Source organism: Bdellovibrio sp. ZAP7 (assembly GCF_006874645.1).
Classification (GTDB): domain Bacteria; phylum Bdellovibrionota; class Bdellovibrionia; order Bdellovibrionales; family Bdellovibrionaceae; genus Bdellovibrio.
On record NZ_CP030082.1, the window covers coordinates 840,042 to 859,991 of the forward strand.

General features: G+C 46.1%; 21 protein-coding genes. 7 read left to right on the forward strand and 14 right to left on the reverse strand.

Translation table 11 applies throughout. The features are described from left to right. Nucleotides 1-3 precede the first annotated feature (3 nt). From DOM22_RS04175 to DOM22_RS04185, 3 genes are read left to right on the forward strand one after another with little or no spacing between them, the layout of a single operon-like run. Nucleotides 4-918: a MoxR family ATPase gene (locus DOM22_RS04175; protein WP_142699169.1), complete on the forward strand. Its 915-nt coding sequence runs from the start codon at nt 4-6 to the stop codon at nt 916-918. Then, nucleotides 854-1,795 carry a DUF58 domain-containing protein gene (locus DOM22_RS04180; RefSeq protein ID WP_142699170.1) on the forward strand — a complete coding sequence of 314 codons (942 nt, stop codon included), beginning with the start codon at nt 854-856 and terminating at the stop codon, nt 1,793-1,795. Before DOM22_RS04175 ends, DOM22_RS04180 begins: the two co-directional genes overlap by 65 nt. Next, nucleotides 1,792-3,723 (forward strand): DUF3488 and transglutaminase-like domain-containing protein, encoded by a 1,932-nt coding sequence (locus DOM22_RS04185; RefSeq protein WP_142699171.1) that lies wholly within the window; start codon nt 1,792-1,794, stop codon nt 3,721-3,723. Before DOM22_RS04180 ends, DOM22_RS04185 begins: the two co-directional genes overlap by 4 nt. On the opposite strand, the gene DOM22_RS04190 is transcribed toward DOM22_RS04185, so the two are convergent. Continuing rightward, nucleotides 3,724-4,542 (reverse strand): trypsin-like serine protease, encoded by an 819-nt coding sequence (locus tag DOM22_RS04190; RefSeq protein ID WP_142699172.1) that lies wholly within the window; start codon nt 4,540-4,542, stop codon nt 3,724-3,726. It abuts the gene before it with no gap. A 453-nt stretch (nt 4,543-4,995) separates the two neighbouring features. Here DOM22_RS04190 and DOM22_RS04195 point away from each other — a divergent pair, with 453 nt between their 5' ends. Next, nucleotides 4,996-5,841 (forward strand): Ku protein, encoded by an 846-nt coding sequence (locus DOM22_RS04195; protein ID WP_142699173.1) that lies wholly within the window; start codon nt 4,996-4,998, stop codon nt 5,839-5,841. A 1-nt stretch (nt 5,842) separates the two neighbouring features. On the opposite strand, the gene DOM22_RS04200 is transcribed toward DOM22_RS04195, so the two are convergent. The 4 genes from DOM22_RS04200 to DOM22_RS19845 are packed head-to-tail and all read right to left on the reverse strand — an operon-like array spanning nt 5,843 to nt 9,954. Then, nucleotides 5,843-6,724 carry an SDR family oxidoreductase gene (locus DOM22_RS04200; protein WP_142699174.1) on the reverse strand — a complete coding sequence of 294 codons (882 nt, stop codon included), beginning with the start codon at nt 6,722-6,724 and terminating at the stop codon, nt 5,843-5,845. A gap of 12 nt (nt 6,725-6,736) precedes the next feature. Continuing rightward, complete coding sequence (locus tag DOM22_RS04205) at nt 6,737-7,333, reverse strand: ribonuclease HII (protein ID WP_142699175.1); 597 nt, start codon at nt 7,331-7,333, stop codon at nt 6,737-6,739. Then, nucleotides 7,330-9,765 carry a DNA ligase D gene (ligD, locus tag DOM22_RS04210; RefSeq protein WP_142699176.1) on the reverse strand — a complete coding sequence of 812 codons (2,436 nt, stop codon included), beginning with the start codon at nt 9,763-9,765 and terminating at the stop codon, nt 7,330-7,332. Before ligD ends, DOM22_RS04205 begins: the two co-directional genes overlap by 4 nt. A 15-nt stretch (nt 9,766-9,780) precedes the next feature. Further along, nucleotides 9,781-9,954 (reverse strand): hypothetical protein, encoded by a 174-nt coding sequence (locus DOM22_RS19845; RefSeq protein WP_168196546.1) that lies wholly within the window; start codon nt 9,952-9,954, stop codon nt 9,781-9,783. A 118-nt stretch (nt 9,955-10,072) separates the two neighbouring features. Between DOM22_RS19845 and DOM22_RS04215 the strand changes: the two genes are divergently transcribed. Further along, on the forward strand, nt 10,073-11,956 hold the full coding sequence (locus tag DOM22_RS04215; RefSeq protein WP_246845841.1) for an acetyl-CoA hydrolase/transferase C-terminal domain-containing protein: 1,884 nt from the start codon (nt 10,073-10,075) through the stop codon (nt 11,954-11,956). Here DOM22_RS04215 and DOM22_RS04220 read toward each other — a convergent pair. From DOM22_RS04220 to DOM22_RS04250, 7 genes are all read right to left on the reverse strand, one after another. After that, entirely contained in the window at nt 11,922-12,221 is a 300-nt protein-coding gene (locus DOM22_RS04220) for a hypothetical protein (protein ID WP_142699177.1), read from the reverse strand. The two genes, DOM22_RS04215 and DOM22_RS04220, sit on opposite strands and share 35 nt — an antisense overlap. Nucleotides 12,222-12,276: 55 nt before the next feature. Next, nucleotides 12,277-12,570, reverse strand: coding sequence for a YqjD family protein (locus tag DOM22_RS04225; RefSeq protein WP_142699178.1), 294 nt, complete (start codon nt 12,568-12,570; stop codon nt 12,277-12,279). A 131-nt stretch (nt 12,571-12,701) separates the two neighbouring features. Then, complete coding sequence (locus tag DOM22_RS04230) at nt 12,702-13,529, reverse strand: MlaD family protein (RefSeq protein ID WP_142699179.1); 828 nt, start codon at nt 13,527-13,529, stop codon at nt 12,702-12,704. Next, complete coding sequence (locus DOM22_RS04235) at nt 13,513-14,022, reverse strand: paraquat-inducible protein A (protein WP_142699180.1); 510 nt, start codon at nt 14,020-14,022, stop codon at nt 13,513-13,515. Before DOM22_RS04235 ends, DOM22_RS04230 begins: the two co-directional genes overlap by 17 nt. Nucleotides 14,023-14,134: 112 nt before the next feature. Beyond that, nucleotides 14,135-15,181: an SDR family oxidoreductase gene (locus DOM22_RS04240; protein WP_168196547.1), complete on the reverse strand. Its 1,047-nt coding sequence runs from the start codon at nt 15,179-15,181 to the stop codon at nt 14,135-14,137. A 136-nt stretch (nt 15,182-15,317) separates the two neighbouring features. Next, nucleotides 15,318-16,280, reverse strand: a complete 963-nt coding sequence (locus tag DOM22_RS04245; protein ID WP_142699182.1) for a hypothetical protein — start codon at nt 16,278-16,280, stop codon at nt 15,318-15,320. A gap of 331 nt (nt 16,281-16,611) precedes the next feature. Next, nucleotides 16,612-16,992, reverse strand: a complete 381-nt coding sequence (locus DOM22_RS04250) for a hypothetical protein (protein WP_142699183.1) — start codon at nt 16,990-16,992, stop codon at nt 16,612-16,614. 153 nt (nt 16,993-17,145) lie between these two features. On the opposite strand from DOM22_RS04250, the gene DOM22_RS04255 reads away from it, so the two are divergent. Further along, nucleotides 17,146-17,895, forward strand: coding sequence for a TIGR02147 family protein (locus tag DOM22_RS04255; protein ID WP_142699184.1), 750 nt, complete (start codon nt 17,146-17,148; stop codon nt 17,893-17,895). Here the strand turns inward: DOM22_RS04255 and DOM22_RS04260 are convergent. Then, nucleotides 17,892-18,350: a hypothetical protein gene (locus tag DOM22_RS04260; RefSeq protein WP_142699185.1), complete on the reverse strand. Its 459-nt coding sequence runs from the start codon at nt 18,348-18,350 to the stop codon at nt 17,892-17,894. The genes DOM22_RS04255 and DOM22_RS04260 overlap by 4 nt on opposite strands. A gap of 200 nt (nt 18,351-18,550) precedes the next feature. On the opposite strand from DOM22_RS04260, the gene DOM22_RS04265 reads away from it, so the two are divergent. Further along, complete coding sequence (locus tag DOM22_RS04265) at nt 18,551-19,225, forward strand: hypothetical protein (RefSeq protein ID WP_142699186.1); 675 nt, start codon at nt 18,551-18,553, stop codon at nt 19,223-19,225. Between the two features lie 54 nt (nt 19,226-19,279). Here the strand turns inward: DOM22_RS04265 and DOM22_RS04270 are convergent, their stop codons facing one another. After that, complete coding sequence (locus DOM22_RS04270; RefSeq protein ID WP_142699187.1) at nt 19,280-19,933, reverse strand: thermonuclease family protein; 654 nt, start codon at nt 19,931-19,933, stop codon at nt 19,280-19,282. Nucleotides 19,934-19,950 lie beyond the last annotated feature (17 nt).

The window sequence follows — 19,950 nt, forward strand, 5'->3', positions numbered from 1 at the left end:
TTCATGAGCAAAAGATTTCATGAGTTGATCGCGGAAGCATCCAAAGTTGTTTTGGATAAAGATACAGAAGTGCGCTTGGCGATCACCTGCTTGCTGGCGGGTGGTCACCTCTTGATTGAAGATATGCCGGGCGTGGGTAAGACAACGCTGGTGCAGACTCTGGGAAAACTGACTGGATTGAAAACTCAGCGTATTCAATTCACGATCGATTTGTTGCCTGCAGATGTTTTGGGAAGTCAGATTTTTAATCCTCAAGAACATAAATTTTCATTTCACTCGGGACCGATCTTTGCTCAGCTGGTGATGGCCGATGAACTCAATCGGGCGAGTCCCCGTACGCAAAGTGCGTTACTGCAAGCGATGGAGGAAGGAGAAGTTTCCGTTGATGGAATGACGTGGGAATTGCCTCGTCCGTTTTACGTTATCGCCACACAAAATCCACATCAGCAAACAGGAACTTTTCCATTGCCTGAAAGCCAGCTCGATCGTTTTTTAATGAGTCTTGAGCTGAATTATGCATCTAAAGGTACTGAAGTGCGTATCTTACAAGGGGAAGATCCTCGCTCCGTAGTCAAACGTATGTCTTCGCTTTTTGCAGAAGGTGAGTTTGAAGCTGCCGTTAAAAATATTGAAAAAGTAAAATTGTCGGAAACAGTTGCCACCTATATCGCCAATGTTTTGGAAGGTTCTCGGCGTGAAGGATTTGAGGGGGCACCTTTATCAACCCGTTGTGGAATCTCTTTGGCTCGAGCGGCAAAGGCGTGGGCATTCTTGGATGATCGTGACTATGTTCGTCCCGAAGATGTGCAGCACGTTTTAATTCCCGTATTAGGTCATCGCCTGGGGGGCAATCATGGCATCAAACGTGGTCGAGAGTGGGCTGCAGTTCTTAAAAAAGCGACGCCAGTCCCAGTCTAAAAAGTCACGCACCTATATTTTGCCGACGGGATTCGGTTTGGCTTTTGGCCTGATGAATCTGGTCTTATTTTTCATGGCCGTCGGTTATGCGAATAACCTTATCTATATTTTCTTTTTCTTTCTGACGTCGGTTGCTTTCACAGGAATGATTACGACGAATCGAAACGTACAGGCTGTGCGTTTTATGCGACTGTTACCCGCCGATGCTTTTGCTGGCGAGCCTGGAAAACTTCGTGTGCAGCTGACAAACGATACGGTGAATCCAAGCCAGGAAATCGAAGTGGTTCTGGATCGTAAAACCAAAGACGCACCTAAATATAAAGTGATGCCCGAAGAAGAAAACATTGCAGTGGTGATGTGGACGCCCGTAAAACGCGGTCTGCAACCCTTTCCCAGTTTAAGAATTCAAGGTGCTTATCCCTTTGGACTTTTGCAGGCCTGGAAAGTCATCAAAGAACCAGGCTCGGTCCTAGTTTATCCGGCTCGAATCGGCGACACTGAATTTCCGATGAGTTCTGGTGCTGATTCAGTCGCAGAGTCGGTAGGGTTGTTTTTAAATCACAAAGTTTATCAATCAGGGGATCCAGTTCGCAGAATCGACTGGAAGGCGAGCGCTCGCCGCAGCGAAGTCTTAATTAAAAAATTTGAAGAGCCCGAAAAGCCAGCATTGAATTTTTCCTGGGAACAAACAGAGTCCTTGCGCGATCCTGAGTTGCGCCTGTCACAATTGGCGCTGTGGATTGATTTGGCTGAGGCTCAGAACTATGTGTATTCAATGCGCTTGGGTGCCGTGCAAACTCCTTCCGCTAAGGGACGAGAGCATTGGCGCCGCTGTTTGGAAATTCTGGCAATGGCCAAAGTCTCGGAGCTTTCGTGAGAAAAGAATTTTTTGCTCAGCCCTATTTCAGTCTTTCTGTTGTGACCGCCATGATTATGGTCGCAGTTGAAGTCACGCCGTGGGTGGCATTCCTGGGGATGGGGTTGTTGGTTTGGAAGTGGGGCACAGAAAAATACCATTGGCAGGGAATGTCTCGCCGATTTACAGGATTTCTGAGCGTTCTACTTTTAGGCCAGGTGCTTTTTCAATATCGCACTATTGTGGGTCAGGATCCCTCGTACACTTTGCTATTGGGACTATCGGCGTTGCGTGTGATGGATTATTCAACCGAGCGAGATCACAAATTCGTGGCTCTGCTGGGTTTTGTCCTGATTTCAGTGAAAGCCCTTTTTAGCATTGATATCTATTGGGTCTTGCCCTCGGCCTTTGCGTTTTGGGGAATCTGGTATTCGCTTCTTCCTGCGCAAACGCCCTCTAAGGGTAAAACCTTGTGGAAGATCTTTTTGCTGTCAATTCCCATGGCGGTCATTCTGTTTTTTGCGTTCCCACGTGTAGTCATTCCGTGGGCGATGTCTCGCGGAAGTACCTATGGTCAGATTGGTTTTACCGAAGACATGAATCCTGGCCGAGTCGCAGAGATCGCTGGCAGTTCGCAGTTGGCATTTCGTGCCAAGATCGACCGTCTGCCAGTGAAACAATCAAAGGATCTCTATTGGCGAGGTTCCGTTCTGTCATTTTCTCGAGGACTGGTGTGGCGGGTTGTTCCTTCCATGCCGAATCCTGGCGAGAACATTCGTGGACGAGGATTGAATCCTTATGAGGTCGCGATTGAGCCCACGTCACAAAATTTCCTGTTCGCTTTAGAGGGCACGCAGATGCTGAGTCTGGAATCCGGGCGAGTAACGACTCTTAACAATTCGGTCTATCGAACGAGCCGTCCCATTGTCGCGACGACAGTTTATCAGGGATGGTGGTCTCCCTATTTCAAGGACATGACGCTGCCCTCGCCGAATGATCTTAAGACGCCAGAGTTTAAAGGCCGAGTTTTAGAATGGGTCACGGCGACAAACAAAGCGGCAGCGACTCCCGAGGCACGCCTGGAGCTTTTAAAAAAGTTTTTTACTGAAAATAAATTCGCTTACACTTTGAATCCGGGAATTTACGGTGCGAATGACCTTGAGGAATTTCTGTTCGAACGTCGCAAAGGTTTCTGTGAACATTTCGCGGGATCTTATGCAACATTGGCCCGTGGTTTGGGAATTCCTGCGCGTGTGGTTGTCGGGTATCAAGGCGGCAGATTTAATCCCATAGGGGACTTTTGGAGAATCTCGCAAAGGGATGCTCATGCATGGACAGAAGTATTTATCGATAAAGCTTGGAGAAGGGTGGATCCCACTGCGTGGATTGCTCCATTACGATTTGAAATTGGTGGCGAAGATTTCTTTGCATTGTCCGAGTCAGATCAGCAGGCTTTTGCGCAACAGATAGACTGGCGTCCGCCGGAAAGAAATACCTCGTTACTTTGGGATCGCGCGACTTTTCTAATGGAAGATCTGAATTATCGTTGGAGCTATTTTTTGATGGAGTTTGACCGAAGCTCTCAGGATTCGTTCTTTGCTTTGCTGGGACAGTATAAACTGTTGAGTATTGTCGGAATCAGTTTTGCTTTAATTATCTTTTTCTTCCTGGTGCAAAACCTGTTTAAAACCCGTGTCGTTATCACTGAGGAGCAGGAGCTGTTAAAGACAGTACAGGAGTGGGGAACTCAGCATCATTTGGTTCGACCTTCCAGTGAGCCCCCACTGCAGTATTTCAGTCGCGTGGGTCGTCAGTTTCCGCAATTGCAAGACGTGCTGGCGCGGATGAGTGCTTACTATGATCAAAAGGTTTATGCGGGAAATAAAACTGCGGACTCCCTGAAAGATCTTAAAAAAGACTGGAAGTCCGCCATTCAAAAGAAGTCTTAGTTAGTTGAAGCTCAAGCCCGTCACTTTACCTAACCAATTAAGGTGAGGCGGCATGAAAGTCGCGCCGCCGAAGTTATGGCAGACTTTGCTTGGGTCATCAGGGTTCGATACGAATGAGTTTACGCCCAGAACTTGCAACTCGTAATTTACCTCGATAAATACCGGGCCACCAGAGTCGCCGTTACAAATACCAGTCGTTGGTTGATCGATCAATAGGATGTCACTACCAGGTTCGTTAATAAGACCTACTTCTTGCTTCAGAATTTTAGACGTTTTGCGGAGTCGTGGAAGGCCTTGGTCTTCTTCAGATGTACGACCGAAACCTACCAACGTTAATGTGTTAGATGTGATTTCAGATTTACCGTCAAAAATTTTACTAACTTGGTAATCCGCTGGAATCGAACGGCTTAGTTTTACTACGGCAACGTCGTCAGCACCCACACCCGTGTAATCATCGTGACTTTTCCAATCTGAAGCGATGATGAATTCTTCTTTCTTAGGTTGATCATTTTCGCAGAGTGCAGTTCTGAAGATCGCGCTGACGACGACGGCATCTTTCACACAGTGTGCAGCCGTTATGATCACATCCTCAGAAATAGGTGTACCTGTGCAAGTTGAATAGTTTTTGTTTTTGTCTGCCATCATTAACAGAACGACTTTTTTAGCAAGGGGGTCTTCTTTTTTAACGGACTTACCATTGATAATGCCGGAAGAGCAGGCGTTGTCGATTTCGACATTTGCGGAAGCGGCTTTTTTTGAAGGGGAGCAGGCTGCAAGGCCTAAAAGAGATGTCACAAGAAGTAGGGAAAGTTTGTTCATTTTATATCCTTAAAGTGTTTTGAACTGTTTTGACCGGACATAAAGCAACGGGCTTGCCAACGGATTTCGAACCTCAGATCGATTTTAAGGGGGATGCGCAGGTTTTAGACGGGGATTTTTCTTTGATTTTGGAATGGGATGTCCGAAATGGAAGAGGGCCAGACTAAGCTGACCCTACTTCTTACGATATCAATGTTTAGCAGGTTTTTTGCCAGATTCAGATTTCTCCTTTTCAAGATTCCTCTTAGGCTGCGCATATCCTGTGATATCGTTTCACCTTCTATTATACCTATCTGGATGCGAGTAAATTGAAGAAGTGTGTAACTACATAAGTTCGGGGAAAATTCTGGTCGATCATCCGTGGCTTCAAAAGCAATTTGGCAACAAATGTGAGTCTGGTCTTCAAAAGAACATGCCGATGGTTTTAGCTGGAAGGGATGCGCGGGAGGTTTCATGGCTAGCATTTGGAAAGGCTCCATTAGTTTTGGACTGTTGAATATTCCAGTGACCTTGCAAGGTGCTCAATCAGAGAAAGAAATTTCTTTCTCCATGCTCGACAAAAAAGATCTGTCGCGAATTCAGTATAAAAAAATCAACGCAAAAACCGGGAAAGAAGTGCCTTACGAAAATATCGTCAAGGGCTACGAGTATACCTCGGGCCGTTACGTCTTGGTCACGGAGGATGAAATCAGAAAATCGAATGTGAAGGCTTCGCAGACAATTGATATCGAAGACATCGTGTCCTTAGAAGAAATTGATCCGATGTATTTCGAGCGCCCTTACTATCTGGTTCCGCAAAAAGGTGCCGAGAAGGGATATTACCTGCTTCGAGATGCTTTGGCCAAATCCGGTCGTGTGGCTGTTTCTAAAATAGTGATTCGAATCAAGCAGCACTTGGCGATGATTATGCCTAAAGGCGACTATCTGATGCTGGAGCTTTTGCGCTTTGGACATGAAGTTAAAACCGAAAAACAAGTTCACTATATGAAAGATGTCACCAAAACCGCGAACTACAATCCTCGGGAATTGAAAATGGCCGAGGATCTGATCGAAGGTATGACCAGTAAATGGAAACCTGAACAGTACAAGGACACCTACTATCAAGAAGTCATGAAAGTCATCGATCGAAAAATCAAAGGTGGCAAGGGTCATAAAGTGGCACCGATTAAAGAAGAGGACGTGGAAACAACAGACAATGTCGTCGATCTTATGCCACTTTTGCAAAAAAGTTTGGCGGCCCGTAAGACCGCCAAAAAGAAAGCTCCCTCAAAACCGAGAGCTCGCAGCAAGCCTGCTTAGTCTACATGGGCTCTGCACCCATCTGTGGAAGAATCGCGCCACTGATATAGCTTGAGTCTGCTTCAGATGCCAGGAACACATAGGCCGGGGCAATTTCCTCGGGCTGACCTGGCCGACCGATGGGTTGGTCTTTCCCGAATTGTTGAACTTTGCTTTTCTTGGTTCCTTCGTCAGAAGGGTTCAGCGGAGTCCACACCGGCCCTGGGGCGACTGCATTTACACGAATTCCCTTTTTAATCAGCATTTGCGCCAAAGATTTTGTGAAAGTGTTAATGGCTCCTTTAGTAGAGGAGTAATCTAATAGCTGGGCTGGTGCCCGCGTCGAAGTTTCAGACGTTGTCGCAATGATGCAAGAGCCGGGTTTCATGTGAGGCACAGCGGCCTTGGCAAGATGAAAATAGGCATAGACGTTGGTTTTAAATGTTCTATCGAATTCTTCGGTCGTGATTTCGGTGATATCATCTTTGCGCATTTGGTGAGCGGCATTGCTGACAAGGATGTCGATTCCGCCCAGTCTTTTAACGGTTTCAGCGACGGCTTTTTTGCAGAAGGTTTCTTTCGTAAGATCACCAGATAAAAGTATACAGGTGCCACCCAGTTCCTCGATTTCACGTTTGGTTTGTTCTGCGTCTACGCGTTCGACGGGTAGATAAGTGATGACGACGGAAGCTCCTTCACGGGCATAAAGTAACGCAACGGCACGGCCAATACCTGAATCTCCGCCTGTGATTAATGCCTTTTTACCAATAAGTTTCCCCGCGGCCTTATACATGGGCGCTCGATATTTTGGGGCGATGTTCATTTTCTTTTCTATACCTGGTGATTTTTGTTGGTGTTCTTTAAAGGGGGGACGTGGTTTTCTTTTGTTATGCATGTTGGTCATAAACACTCCTTGTTAGAAAATAAATGGAAGACTGACTTGTGAAAACGATTTGCGATGCAGGCGACAGGGGCCATATTCACGCAGAGCCTTAATATGTGAAGCGGTTGCGTAACCTGCATTGTGTTGCCACCCATATTGGGGAAATTCTTTTCCCAGTTCCGCCATCAACTCGTCGCGGGCGACCTTGGCTATGATCGAGGCGGCGGAGACGGGGGCGAATAATAGATCTCCTTTCACCACGGGAGTTTGTTGAAATTCCTTAGGCAGTACAGGAATGCGTAAACGCCCATCCACAAGCACGTGCCCCTTTTTAAGTTTGAGACCCGAGACGGCTCTTTTCATCGCCAACGTCGAAGCGTAAACGATATTGAGCAGGGCGATCTCCTCGACAGTGGCGATTCCAATCGCGACCCGGTGTTCACGACAGATCTCCCGAAACACATCAATGCGTTGCTTGCGCGAAAGAAGTTTTGAATCTTTTAAAAACTTCGGTAAGCGCTCATGTTTCAGAACCACAGCCGCCGCAAAGACGGGACCCGCCAGACTGCCGCGTCCCACTTCATCCACGCCGATTACGGGTTTTGGGCGGTAACTTGTCCACGCTTTCATAAATGCGCTTGAGACCTGGTAGAGCTTTTTTTAGTGGTCGCTTTTTCCAAGAGTGCAATTCGTTGTTGAAGTTTTAAATAACCTTGCCATGGATCACTGCGCCGCCGTTGAAGGTGAGCTAGGGCTTTTTTCAAATCATAGTAATCTCCGCCGGGAATCTTTTTTAGATCATTCCACGTCACAGGCATGGCTACAGCACTGATCGCTCGAGCGCGAAGTGAATATGGCGCAACAGCCGTGGCTCCTTGAGAGTTTCTAAGGTAATCGACAAAGATTCGACCTTCGCGAATTTTTTTAGACATCTTTGAAACGAAAAGATCCGGATCTTGTTGTTCCATCTGCAAAGCTAACGCGTGGGTAAAACTATTGATTTGATCAAATGTATAGATCGGAGCCACGGGAACGTGGACGTGAACACCTTTTCCTCCGCTAAGTTTGACGAAGCTTTTTAAACCGAGTCCTTCCAAGAGCTTTTTTAGATTGAAAGCAGCATCCACGACCGTTTTCCAGCCGACTCCGGGCCCAGGATCGAAATCCATGACAAATTGATCGGGAACATCGGTTTCAGGATGGCGGGAGTTGGAACAATGAATTTCAAAGGCGTTCATTTGCACCAGTGCCGCAAGCCCCGCATCATCATGAACACTCATGTAGGTACCATAACCTCCGTGCTCTTTCATTTTAACAGGGGTCATGGATTCTGGGATCTTGGCTTGGTGTTTTTGAAAGAAGCACTGTTTGCCAGTGCCATTCGGGCAGCGCACTAATGACAGCGGACGGTCCGTGATAAGAGGTAAAATATGTTCAGCTACTTTGGTATAAAAGTTTGCAACCTGACGCTTAGTGATTTTTTCTTTGGCGAATAGAATTTTGTCAGGACTAGAGATAGGCCATTCTTCACTGGATTTAAGGGCCACTGGCGTCTCCTTTTTAATTTGTTTCGTAGGTTTGTCCTCCCGCAGTCCATTAAAAACGGGGACGCGCAGGATTTCTTCATGAGTCCAATTGGAAAAAGTGATCTGGGCACTGTATTTGGGTTTTAACCAGTGGATATCGCGACCTTTAGGGGATTTAATATCAAAAGGGGATTGTTGGGTTTCCAAGGGCTTCAAAGTTTTAAAGACATCTCGTAAAGATTGTTGCGTAAAACCTGTACCGACTTTACCGACATATTGCAGTTTATCTTTTTTGTAAACTCCCAGAAGGAGAGCACCAAAGTGATCACGGCTGCCTTTTCCTAAAGTATAGCCGCCGATAACGAACTCCTGTTGTTCGCTGCATTTTATTTTAAGCCAATTGGAATTTCGTTCGGATCGATAAGGACTGTTTCGTTTTTTGGAGATAATTCCTTCCAGCCCGTGTTTTTTTGCCTGGGCTAAAAGACTTTTCCCGGTCCCCTGGTATTCTTCGCTATAGCGAATGCGGCCCGCAGATTTTTTAAATATTTTTACTAGCTCATCGCGACGTTGTTCCAGAGGTCGTGTGCGCAGATCCTTTCCATTGACGGCTAACAGATCAAAGGCATAAAGATACATATTCTGAGCCTGGTTGCTTTTCAGGGCATTCTGTAAAAGTTGGAAATCGCTGCGACCGGATTTATCAAGGATCACAATTTCACCGTCGATGACGGCACCTTCGACATCAAGTTTTTGCAGATCTCTTGCAATCACCGGAAATTTCGCCGTCCAATCTTGTCCTGAGCGAGTGAAGAGTTTGACTTCGTCTCCGTTTACGTGCGCTTGGACACGATAGCCGTCGAATTTTAATTCATGCAGCCACTCTTTGCCTTCAGGAGGCTCGTCGACCAGCAGAGCTAGCTCCGGAGTCACGAAGGGAAGCTTTGCGACCTTTGCCGATTTTCTGGAGACTTTTTTTTTAACCACTTTTTTAGCAACGGCACGGCGTGGAGTGTGTTTGGCCTCAGCCACGGGCTTGATTTCGGGAACAGCTTCGGCAAAAGCGTCATTCTTTTTCATTAAGAGCCATTGGCTGGTACGACCTGGGGTGCGGGTTCGAACTAAGTGAAATACGCCTTTCAGTTTTTTTCCTTTCAGGGAAAATACGAGATGGCCTTTTTTAAACCCCTTGGCAGCGTCTTCTTCTGGCTCCCAAGTTCCTTTGTCCCAAATATAAACTTCACCGCCCCCGTATTGATCTTCTGGAATAGTGCCATGAAATGATCCATAGGAGAGGGGATGGTCTTCGGTTTCAACAGCCAGGCGTTTTATGTGAGGGTCCATGCTGGGACCTTTCGGAACAGCCCAACTTTTTAAGACGCCCTCCCATTCCAAGCGAAAGTCCCAGTGAAGATGGCTCGCGTGATGTTCCTGAACAACGAACGAAAGAGCTCCCTTGCCGGACTTCTTAAGCTTGCCAGGAGGCTCTTTGGTTATTTTGAAATCGCGCTTTTGATTGTATTTCACTAAACTCATTTTCACTTCCTGTTATCAGTACATGGACGGAGTGCTGCGGCTGCGAGGAGATTCCACCGAATCATCATAGGGAATATCCGCAGATGTTTCTTGATCCCAATGGCGTTGTGGGCGCTTCACAGTGTCCTTGGAATTTTTCGAAGAGGACTTCCGGGAAGTTTTCGATGGTTTTTTATTTTTATGAGCCATGGCTCCTCCTTGAGGTTATATTTTCTGCCTGATTTACTTATTCGTAAACGTCCTATGTCATTGATCAATAAGCAGCCTGTCTTGACTTGCGTGAGCACTGGCCGCGATGATGACTTTTATGAAACCTTTTGCAAGTATTAAGCAGGCTGAAGAATACATCGTCGCTAAAGCAGGCAAAGAATTGCGATTTGCCATTCCTTTGGGCCTGGGCAAGCCGAATCAGTTGGTGAATGCTCTGTATGAGCGCGCAAAACAGCAAAAAGATTTGAAGCTGACGTTTTTTACAGCCTTGTCTTTGGATATTCCCCAAGCGAAAACGGAATTGGAATCGCGCTTCACCGGTCCTTTTTTCTCACGCCATTTTGGTGACGACTATCCGCGTTTGGCGTATTTGCAGGACCTCCATAAAAATCAGGTGCCGGAAAATATCTCTCTGCATGAATTTTACTTTCAGGCGGGCACGGCTTTGGGGAATCTGCATGCGCAAAGCAATTACATCAGTTTGAACTACACCCACGTCGCGCAAAGTATTTTGGAAATGAAGTTAGATGGCGTGATTCAGTTGATCGCAAAGTCAAAGGATGGGCGTTACAGTCTAAGTTGCAATCCCGATCTGACCCTGGATGTCGTGGATCTTTATCGTGCCAAGGGCAAACCATTTATGGTGATCGGGGTGGTCCATCCTGATCTTCCATTTTTGGGAGGCGACGCCGAAGTTCCTGCTGATTTTTTTGAGGGCATTGTTGAATCCCCAGAAGTTCGACATCAATTATTTGCTCCGCCAAAAAATGCCATTGATGATACTGAGCACATGATTGGGCTTCATGCCAGTCGCCTGCTCAAGGATGATGGCACACTTCAAATCGGAATTGGTTCCCTTTCGGATGCGTTGACGGCCTCGACTTTGTTGCGTCATCAAAATAACTCTTTGTACAAAGAGGTCCTTGCAGAGCTGGATCGAAATTTTACTCCACCGTCTTCTAAGGATATTCATGACCACGTATTTACCAAAGGTCTTTACGGCACCAGTGAAATGATTATGGATGGCTTCATGCATCTGCGTAATGCTGGGATTCTGAATCGGTCGATCCAAGAGCACGAGGAAAAGGCCCTTCGTTACTTGCATGGCGCTTTCTTTTTAGGATCTAAGTCTTTTTATAGTTGGTTAAGGGAACTTTCGGATACGGACTTTGATGGACTTTCTATGACCCGAGTTTCCAAGGTGAACGATTTATATGATCCGCATGAGTTGGCTTTGCGTAAGCAGCGCAAAAACGCACGCTTTTTTAATACTTGTATGCAAATGAGCCTTTTGGGCGGAGCTGCTTCCGAAACTTTGGAGAACGGCAATGTCGTGAGCGGGGTCGGCGGTCAATACAATTTTGTGGCGATGTCTCATGAACTTCCGGATTCATATTCAGTTTTGATGATGAAAAGTATTCGGAAAAAAAAGGGGCGGAGGCAATCCAACATCGTTTGGAGTCCACCACAATTGACGATTTCTCGACATTTGCGAGACGTCGTTATTACCGAATACGGCATCGCATTCCTTAAAGGGCAGAGTGATTCTGAGTGCATTAAACGTCTGATTATGATTACCGATGCTCAATTTCAAGATGAGCTTTTGGCTATCGCTCAGAAAAATAAGAAGATAGATCCGCACTGGAAGATTCCACCGGTTGCGCGAAACAACACTCCTGAAAAGCTGCAAGAGTTCACCCGCTTTGCCAAAGGCAAGGGACTATTTAAAGTGTTTCCGTTTGGCAGCGATTTTACTCCGGCTGAAGAAAAGCTGCAGGGAGCGCTATTGAACTTGAAAGAAAAGACCAAACCCGAATTGATTAGGTCGTTGCTGACAGGATTTAGTGTGTCTAAAGAAGGGTATGCACAAGAGCTGGAGCGAATGAAATTATTCAAACCCCAGTCCTTGCAGGAATTTCTGTATCAAAAAGTATTATTGGGTTCATTTAAGGAGCTTGCTCTTCGCTATCATCTTCAATAGTTCCGGTATCTTGAGTACCGGCTTTTTGAGATGAGCTTGACGAAGGCGAACGTTTCCATCGGGCAATAATGTCATCCAGGCGCTGTTCTGTTTCTTCGTGAGTCAGTCCTGTCTTTAATGAAACCAAATCAGTCAGGGAATCGAAGTCATGATCGATACGACTCAAATCAGACTCGTTCAGCGCAGCCCATTTTTTACGGACTTCCTGGGTAACCTGATTCCAATTTTGTTCGGTTAGTTGATGATCTGTATGTGGTTGTGCCATACCATCCTCCTCCAATTTAAAAACAAAAAAGGGCGGAGTGCATCCGCCCTTTTTCTTAGTGACGACGACGTGCGATCAAGCCCGCCACAAATCCCACAGCGCAAGCGCCTAGGACTGTTGCGAGTGGATGATCCTTCACCCAGTCTTCTGAAGTTTCATAAGCATCTTGAGCTTTGGCTTTGATTGTTTCATAGCGATCGCCCCACTCGCTTTTCAACTCAGATTTTGCTTCGTTGATCTGAGATTTCACTTCGGATTTTGCATCTCCGTAGAGGCTTTTCCCTGTTTCAACTGCTTGTCTGCCCGTGGATTTGATATCATTCATAACGTCTCTTGATGTTTCAGCCATTGCACCCTCCTTGGTAATCGATTAGGCCTTGTTGCTATGATTATCAATTTTCTAAGCAAGATCTAGAAAACCTTGAGTGAACTGTTAGGGTTCATAAACTGGACTCATTCATAGCCCAGTGTTGATTAACGTCACTCCAGGACAGGATTCCATTTATCGACTTCTTTAGGAGCTTCACCCACCAGCGCGAATGTCGTACCAGGCTTGGCTTTGGGCCCTGCATTGGTGGGCGTTGCAAGCTCGATTCCGCCCCGTAAGAGAGCATCCACGGAATTCATTTTCACAAAAGAGTTGAACAGTCCTAACTTTGCTTGGAATCCCGCTTTACGCCAAAATACTGTGTTGGTGCGCACGAGACGGGCATACTCCCACGGAATACGAAAGTGAACGCTGATAGTTTGCCCGGTTTTTGAGAGAGCCAATTTGGTGACGGAACCCACATTCATGCCACGATAGAAAATCGTGTCACCGTCACTGACAGAATCCAAAGTTCGCGTTTCCAATTTAAACAATGCTGTCTCTTCCAGAGGATTTTTTAATTCCGTCCCAGATCTGCCGACGAACTTTTTTGTTCTAGTACCGTTGCCAGGGACCGCGGAAATATAACTTCCTTCCACCAACGTATCCAGACCGCGAATCTCCTCAAAGCTGATACGCGGGCTTTCTAACCAATATTTGGTTCCTTCATTGGCAAAATCCGAAGCAAATTTTTCCAGCCGAGCATTTACCTCGACATTCTTTTGATCATCGGAAATGCGTAAACTTGTGACCACTCCGACACGGACACCTCGAAAGCGAATCTCTGTTTTGTCAGGACGAATGCGTGAGCCTTCTTCAAAGGTGATTGTCACCTCCGGACCGCGATGTTGATAGAATTGAAACAATAAGTATCCAGCCAAGATGACAGCAAATAGAGGAAATAACCAAACGAACCAAGTAGCTTTAAGATTTTTCATCATACGAATCGTTCCATATTGTTGAAGGATCAAAGTAGGCAGAAGAGATCATCGTAAAGATCACCACAAGTGCAAACATCCAGGAACCCAGGCCGGGTTCGGCATGAGCCCAGGGGCCCATCTTCATGATGGCGACTAGCACCGCCAAAAGATAGATATCCAGCATCGACCATCGCCCAATGGCCTCCACCGTATTATATAAACGCGTTCGTAACTTTCGGTGAGCAGAGCTTTTTGCGGTCAGTCCCAGATAAAATAAAATCAAAAGTTTCGCGAGTGGAATGACCATGCTGGCCAGGAATATGATGATGGCGATACCCCAAGAACCGGTGTCACTCATCGTTACAATTCCCTCCCAGATTGTTGCCGTATTTTTGTTTCCGTAGACCTCTAAAGTCATGAATGGAAAGATGTTCGCGGGAATATACAGAATTAAAGCAGACAAGGCGAACGCCATACTGACTTCAGGTGAAGAAAATTTTGAAAGACGATTCATGGTTCCGCATTGTTCGCAAATGACGAAGTGCTCTTTCCCAGAGAGGGAAAGAGGCTCGCCACAGATTTTACAACGTTCTTCTTTATATGAGGCCGACATCAGTCAACTCGCTTCAATGCAACTGATCTGTTTGCGGAGGAATTTCATTATTCTGTTCGGCAGCCCGCTCTCCCATTGATGTCAAAAATGAAGTCGTGATAAAGGACTCCGCATCCTTGCCATCCTTGGTTGTTCTTAAGTCGTCTGTGGGATTTGGTAGCAGGAGATTCGCCAACGATCCCAGGTCTGCGTATATGCCTGGGAAGTGGGCGTTCATTAAGGATCCAAGTCTGGAAGTCATCGAGACATTGATTTCGGCTTGCCCTGTTTTAGTCGCTGATACGATTCGCTTTGCGGCTCTCTCGGCACTGATGGTTATAAGTGGTGCTGAAGCCATCAAAGAGAACCAGGCATGTTCTTTTTTAAATTGACCCTTTACCCGCGCATTGCGGGCTGATCCTGTGCGCATAAGCCCCGGGCACACAGTCGTGACGTAAATGCCCTTTTTCATCAGTTCCAGTCGCAGACTTTGCGAATAGCCACGCAGAGCAAATTTGCCCGTGCAATAAGCGGCAAGATGCGGAATAGGAATCAATCCTCCGACAGAAGAAATATTCACGATACGAGCGCCAGCTTTTAGATGGGGAAGGCAGGCCCTGTTCATATAGAAAGGCGCCCAGAAATGGGTATCCAGTGAATCTTCGAAATCCTTTTTAGTGGTATTTTCTAAGGGGGCAGTCGAGATAACTCCCGCATTATTGACGACAACATCAATCTGTCCAAAGGTTTTCATCACTTCACTGATCGCATCGTCGACTTGGTTTGGCTTCGTGCAATCACATTCCAGGATCAAAACATTCGCCCCCGGCGCCGCCAACTCGACAATTTTCTGACCGCGTTCCAGTTCTTCCTTGTCTCTTGCGAGGAGAGCCAGGGAGGCTCCTTGGCGGGCAAACTCTTTAGCCATCACCAGTCCTAAACCCCGGGAGCCGCCGGAGATCACGACCACTGCATTTTTAAGAGATCGATAGCGCAATTGATCGCGGATCAGCGAGTAACCATATCCGGCTAAGAATCCCCAACCGATTCTTTTGAAGAGTGTTCGTGTAAGTGAGCTCATGAAGTACCTCTCTTCCATGTTCTTTATAAGGTTATTTTAGAGGAAGGGTGAAGGTCTCCGCAGAGCCAGTGTCATAAAGCAAAAAGCCCCCGTATCCTAAGATACGGGGGCTGTGTTGTTTGTCATATTTTGTGATTTAGATTTTTGACAGGAAGGATCCCAACAAAGAGCCTACGATGGAAGTGACTACAGAAGCTGTTGGTGAAGTTGCTCCAGCGATTTTGATACCACCCATAAGTGCTGTCAAAAGTGTTTTCGCCAAAGTCGATGAGCCGGAACCGCTGCCCACGATCGCGCCCAAACCAGAATTAGATCCAGAAGTGAAAGCTGCAATCAAGTTTTGCAGAGTCGTCGATGCATTGTTTGAAGAACCCAATTGAGAGATCAATTGATTCAAACCTGGCAAAGAACCCGAACCCAAGCTGCTAAGGATGGTTTGCAAAACAGTTGAAGAGTTGCCCAATTTACCCAAGCCCAACACGGAACCTTTCGCAAGGCTCTCGATCACAGTAGCAAGGCTGCTGACATCAAAATCTTTGCCGCTCAGTTTACCAATAAGCGCTTGGATGATGGTGTTAGCTGCAGTTGCCTGGCTTCCCGAAGAAACTCCAGCAAGTTTTAAATTTGCAAACAAAGCCGAAGTCACCGTTTGAATAAGGTTGGTGGAAACTTCATCTTGGGAAAGATTTACAAGAGAGTTCAAAGTGCTGTCGCCGATCAAAGCCAAAAGATTCGACTTTTTAACGAGATCAGCAATATTCAAAGTACCAACACCAGTTGTTGCTCCTTGAATGATAACGGGGATGATGGCTGCCAGGTCATTGCTTTTACCCAGGTTGGCGGATTCTAACGCCATTTGTGCGCTGGCCACAATCGCACTGATTTGTGCTGCGGAAAGCTTGTTTGTCGATTGAACTGACAGTTGTTCGCTAAGATCACTCAACATAGCTTGGGAAGCCATTTTAGGTTCAGAAACAGTTGGCGCGCTTAAAGACGATGATTCATCGGTAGAGGAACGTTCAGCAGTTTGAAAGTTACTGCCACAACCTATCAAGCTTGTTGTCAAGGTTAGTGCAAGTAACGAAGTAAGTAGTTTCATTTTTCCTCCGGTTATTCGGTCCTGAAACAGAATAGTGGGGATCACCGAAAATAAAAATGGGGGGAGTGGCGGAAAAATGGTCCTGTAAAATCTGGCGACAAAAACAGATTTTGTTTTTGTCTAATCTGTTCACAGTAATATCAAGAAACGAAAAAGATGTTTTTTCTTTTTTCAGTTTGTTTCTACATTCCGACACTTTTCAAAATAAATCTGAGGAATCGCAACGAAAATAAATTCCCGGATCGATACATTCTGGACCGCCTGGCAAGAATAAAAAAGGCACTGAGAGTATCAGTGCCTTTTAGATTATGGAATAATTTCGGATTTGGAATTACTTAATGCAAGCTTCGATGCGTTTGATACGAACATTCGGACGCTCTTTGCGGTAATCAGAAGCATCGTACAAATATTGAGTATAGCTATCAGCCAATTGAACTTCTTGATTTGCTTTCTTAGTGCAGACAGGATGAGCGGAATCTGAGCGGTTCCATTCAACACACACTTCACGAGTTGCCGTTAAAGAAGCTTTAACTGGAGCCTGACCCGGTAAAGAAGCCTCAACCGTATTGTTGTCTTCATCAATGCAAACCTGATCACGGGTAACATAGCCGCGCTCGGGGACATAGGGGTTGGCTGAGCGGTTATAAATGATTTCAGTTGCAGCTGACGCGAAAAATGGCGCCATAAGCAATATAGACAGCAACAGCTTCATTGTAAGCCCCCTTTAAGGTGGTGAGAGTGGGATAGTTTTGACACAAAAGAGGTGACCAAACAAGAGACGGTTCAGGAAAAGCTTTCACAAGGTTTGTGAAAGCCCAGCAAAATTAGGGAAGGTCTCGATTTTTAAGGTATATATAAGGCCCATATGACAAAGGCTGAAATCCTAAAATACAAAGACTACAGGCAGTTTCTCGCAGACTACAACGCCTGGAAAAGTCAGAATAAAGTAGGGTGGAGTTTGACGGTATGGACCCGTCAACTGGGGCTTTCTCATCCCTCGGCATTGTCTATGATTCTTAATCGCAAGCGCCATATCGGCGATAAGCTTGCGGATTCCATTTCAGACTATTTTGAATTTAATGAAAATGAAAAGGCACACTTTTCAAACCTGGTGAAGTATGAAAAGTCCATCGATAGCAATCATTTGCGTATCATGGTTTTGAATGAGCTTCAGGGTGAAAAGAATAATGCCATCGCACGCTTCGTCTTGAACGAAGGTAATAAGCTGCAAAAGTTCGAAAATCGCGCGCAGCTGGTGGCGGCCCTATCTCCGATTCTGGGGATGAGCGCGGGGGATTTGATCGCTTTAGAGGCTCGTACTCCAGACGCTCCTGATGCGAAAGCCATGCATTTGGAAGTCGTAAAGATTCTGGAGCGTTCCTATGACGTCGTCCCTAAGGCAAAACGCCAGTACTCTGCGACCTTTCTGCGTATGAAGGCCGAGCGTATGGAAGAGGCGATAGCGAAATTGCGTGCTTTTCAAAAAGAGTTTATTGCAGAGTTTGATAGTGAAGAGGCGGATCAATTGGTTTGCTTCCAGAACTCACTATTTTCTATGATCAACGAAGAGGGGACCGAGAACGATCCCCAATTACCACACACTAAAAAGAACTAACCGCACTCATCTCCCCAGGCTGCTTTCATCGAGCAAGTCGGATTGACGTCTGTACCGCCGGTGCCGTTTTTATTAATCGTACATTTTACTTCTTTAGCGACCTCAGTCACGTGGCCTGTGGTTCCGTCAGGCATTACTCCCATTTCTGATAAGGCGTCGAATAAGGCTTTCGCCGTAATAGGACCTACACCGGCAGGGGGAGTGCATTTATAGGCAGGCATCGTATCAGGCAAAATGCCTCGATTGGTTTGCACACACTGCAGATCGGTGATGGTCCAAGTGGTGTCGTCACCATTATATGTTTTGGTCGCGATGTTTGAATTTTTAAGGATGTAGCCAAGGGTGACGGCTTCGTCTCCTTTGAACTCTCTTTTGGACAGGTCTCCGCACGCAGCGGAAGCATAGTGCGCGAAATACAGAATACCGATTGCAGTTAGTACGGATTTTTTCAGCATAAAGCTCTCCTTTGAATACAAAATTATTAGCATCGATACCTTATGCCGTTCAGTCCAGTGCCCAGAAAACATAGTCACGCGACCTCTGTTAGGTCGCAGGGATCTTTAGGTATAGGAAAATTCAAGGCATCTTGATCAACTTGGGGGAGTCTGCCACACTAGGAGTTCATAAAAAATCTCAAACCACGTGGGGTCGACTGATGAGAATTCTATTATCTAGTATGTTTGTTCTATTGATAGGTCTACAGGCGAAAGCAACTGCGGTAATTCAAGCCGCTTCAAACATTCATGAAGGTAAAGTGGTTGTCGCTGTTGAAGACACAGATCCTGATAAACGTGTGTTCATGCAAGTTGATTCCCGCACTGGTAAAAAAGAATCCCTGGGATTTCCCAATGACCTAGTTTCTGAGGAGATCTCTGCGGTCTTGTCTTTGCCAGAGTACGTGGTGGTTGTTTCTAAATCCGCTGGCGAAGACAGAAAGCCTCGAGTTCATGAGTATGTCCGAAGTTCTAAAATCTGGATGGCGGCAGGCGAGTTGAACTGCCTGTCCTTTAAACAGATCGAAATTGAAAAGTCGGAGCTGCGTGTGGACTGTTCTGATGAGTCTAAAGACGGGCGTATCGTCGGTACGGTGAAGATGGTCTTGGACTTCACATCAAAAGCTCAGGTTAAGGCAACATTGCCTTTAGAACGCGACCGCCAGGGGAATATTAGCTTTAACCTGTTGGGTGGCTCTGTGGGCAAATGGGAGAGTTTGGAGCTATTCAGTCCTAAAAACAAAAAGGTTCTGACAGCTAAAGACCTTTCATTGTCATCAGATGCCAAGATTAAAAAGACCATCAAAGTAAAAGAAACGATTGGTCCTAAGGAGTAAGACCCTGATTGGTGCTAAAACGAAAAAAGCCATCCCTGCGGATGGCTTTTTTATTTAGAAGAACTTGTAACCGTTGCTGTAAGCCAGGTTCTTATCCGAGAAAAAGGCTCTGCGCCAAACCGGAATCTTGTGACTGTCTTCCGGATAGTAAAGCATTTTAGTTTCGATATCTCCGACAAAATTAGTTCCTGTCAGATTGCGTGACTTCATACGGAAATCATAAGGTGCCAGAACGTTTGCATAGCGCGCAGAAAACAAACCTCTTTGGTTATCCACTGCGAACTTGGAAGCTTGGCTGTACGCCGTGATCAAACCCTTTTCAAAAGGGTAGATGAAGTACATATAGCCCCAGCCCTCTTTCAGGATTTCCAGGTTCACTTCAACATCGTTATAGATCACTCGACCCAGGATGCGATTGTGTTTGTCGTGGCCGTTTTCATCATAAATAACTGTGATATTGCTTCCCACTGGTACCAGGCCTGCTACGAAATCACGGGCCACGTCAGCTGGCTCACCTTGGGTATTACCGAAATAGTCTACTTCCGGCGTATCCACGCCCAGGAAGCGCACCTTAAAGCGATCGCTACCAGACTGAACAGTCAACGTGTCACCGTCATGGACGTTAACCACAGTGCCGTGCAGAGTGTAGGCTAAAACAAGGGTAGGAAAGAAAACGAGAAACGATAAAAAATAGCGAAGTGATTTCATAGCGGTCTTTGTATCAA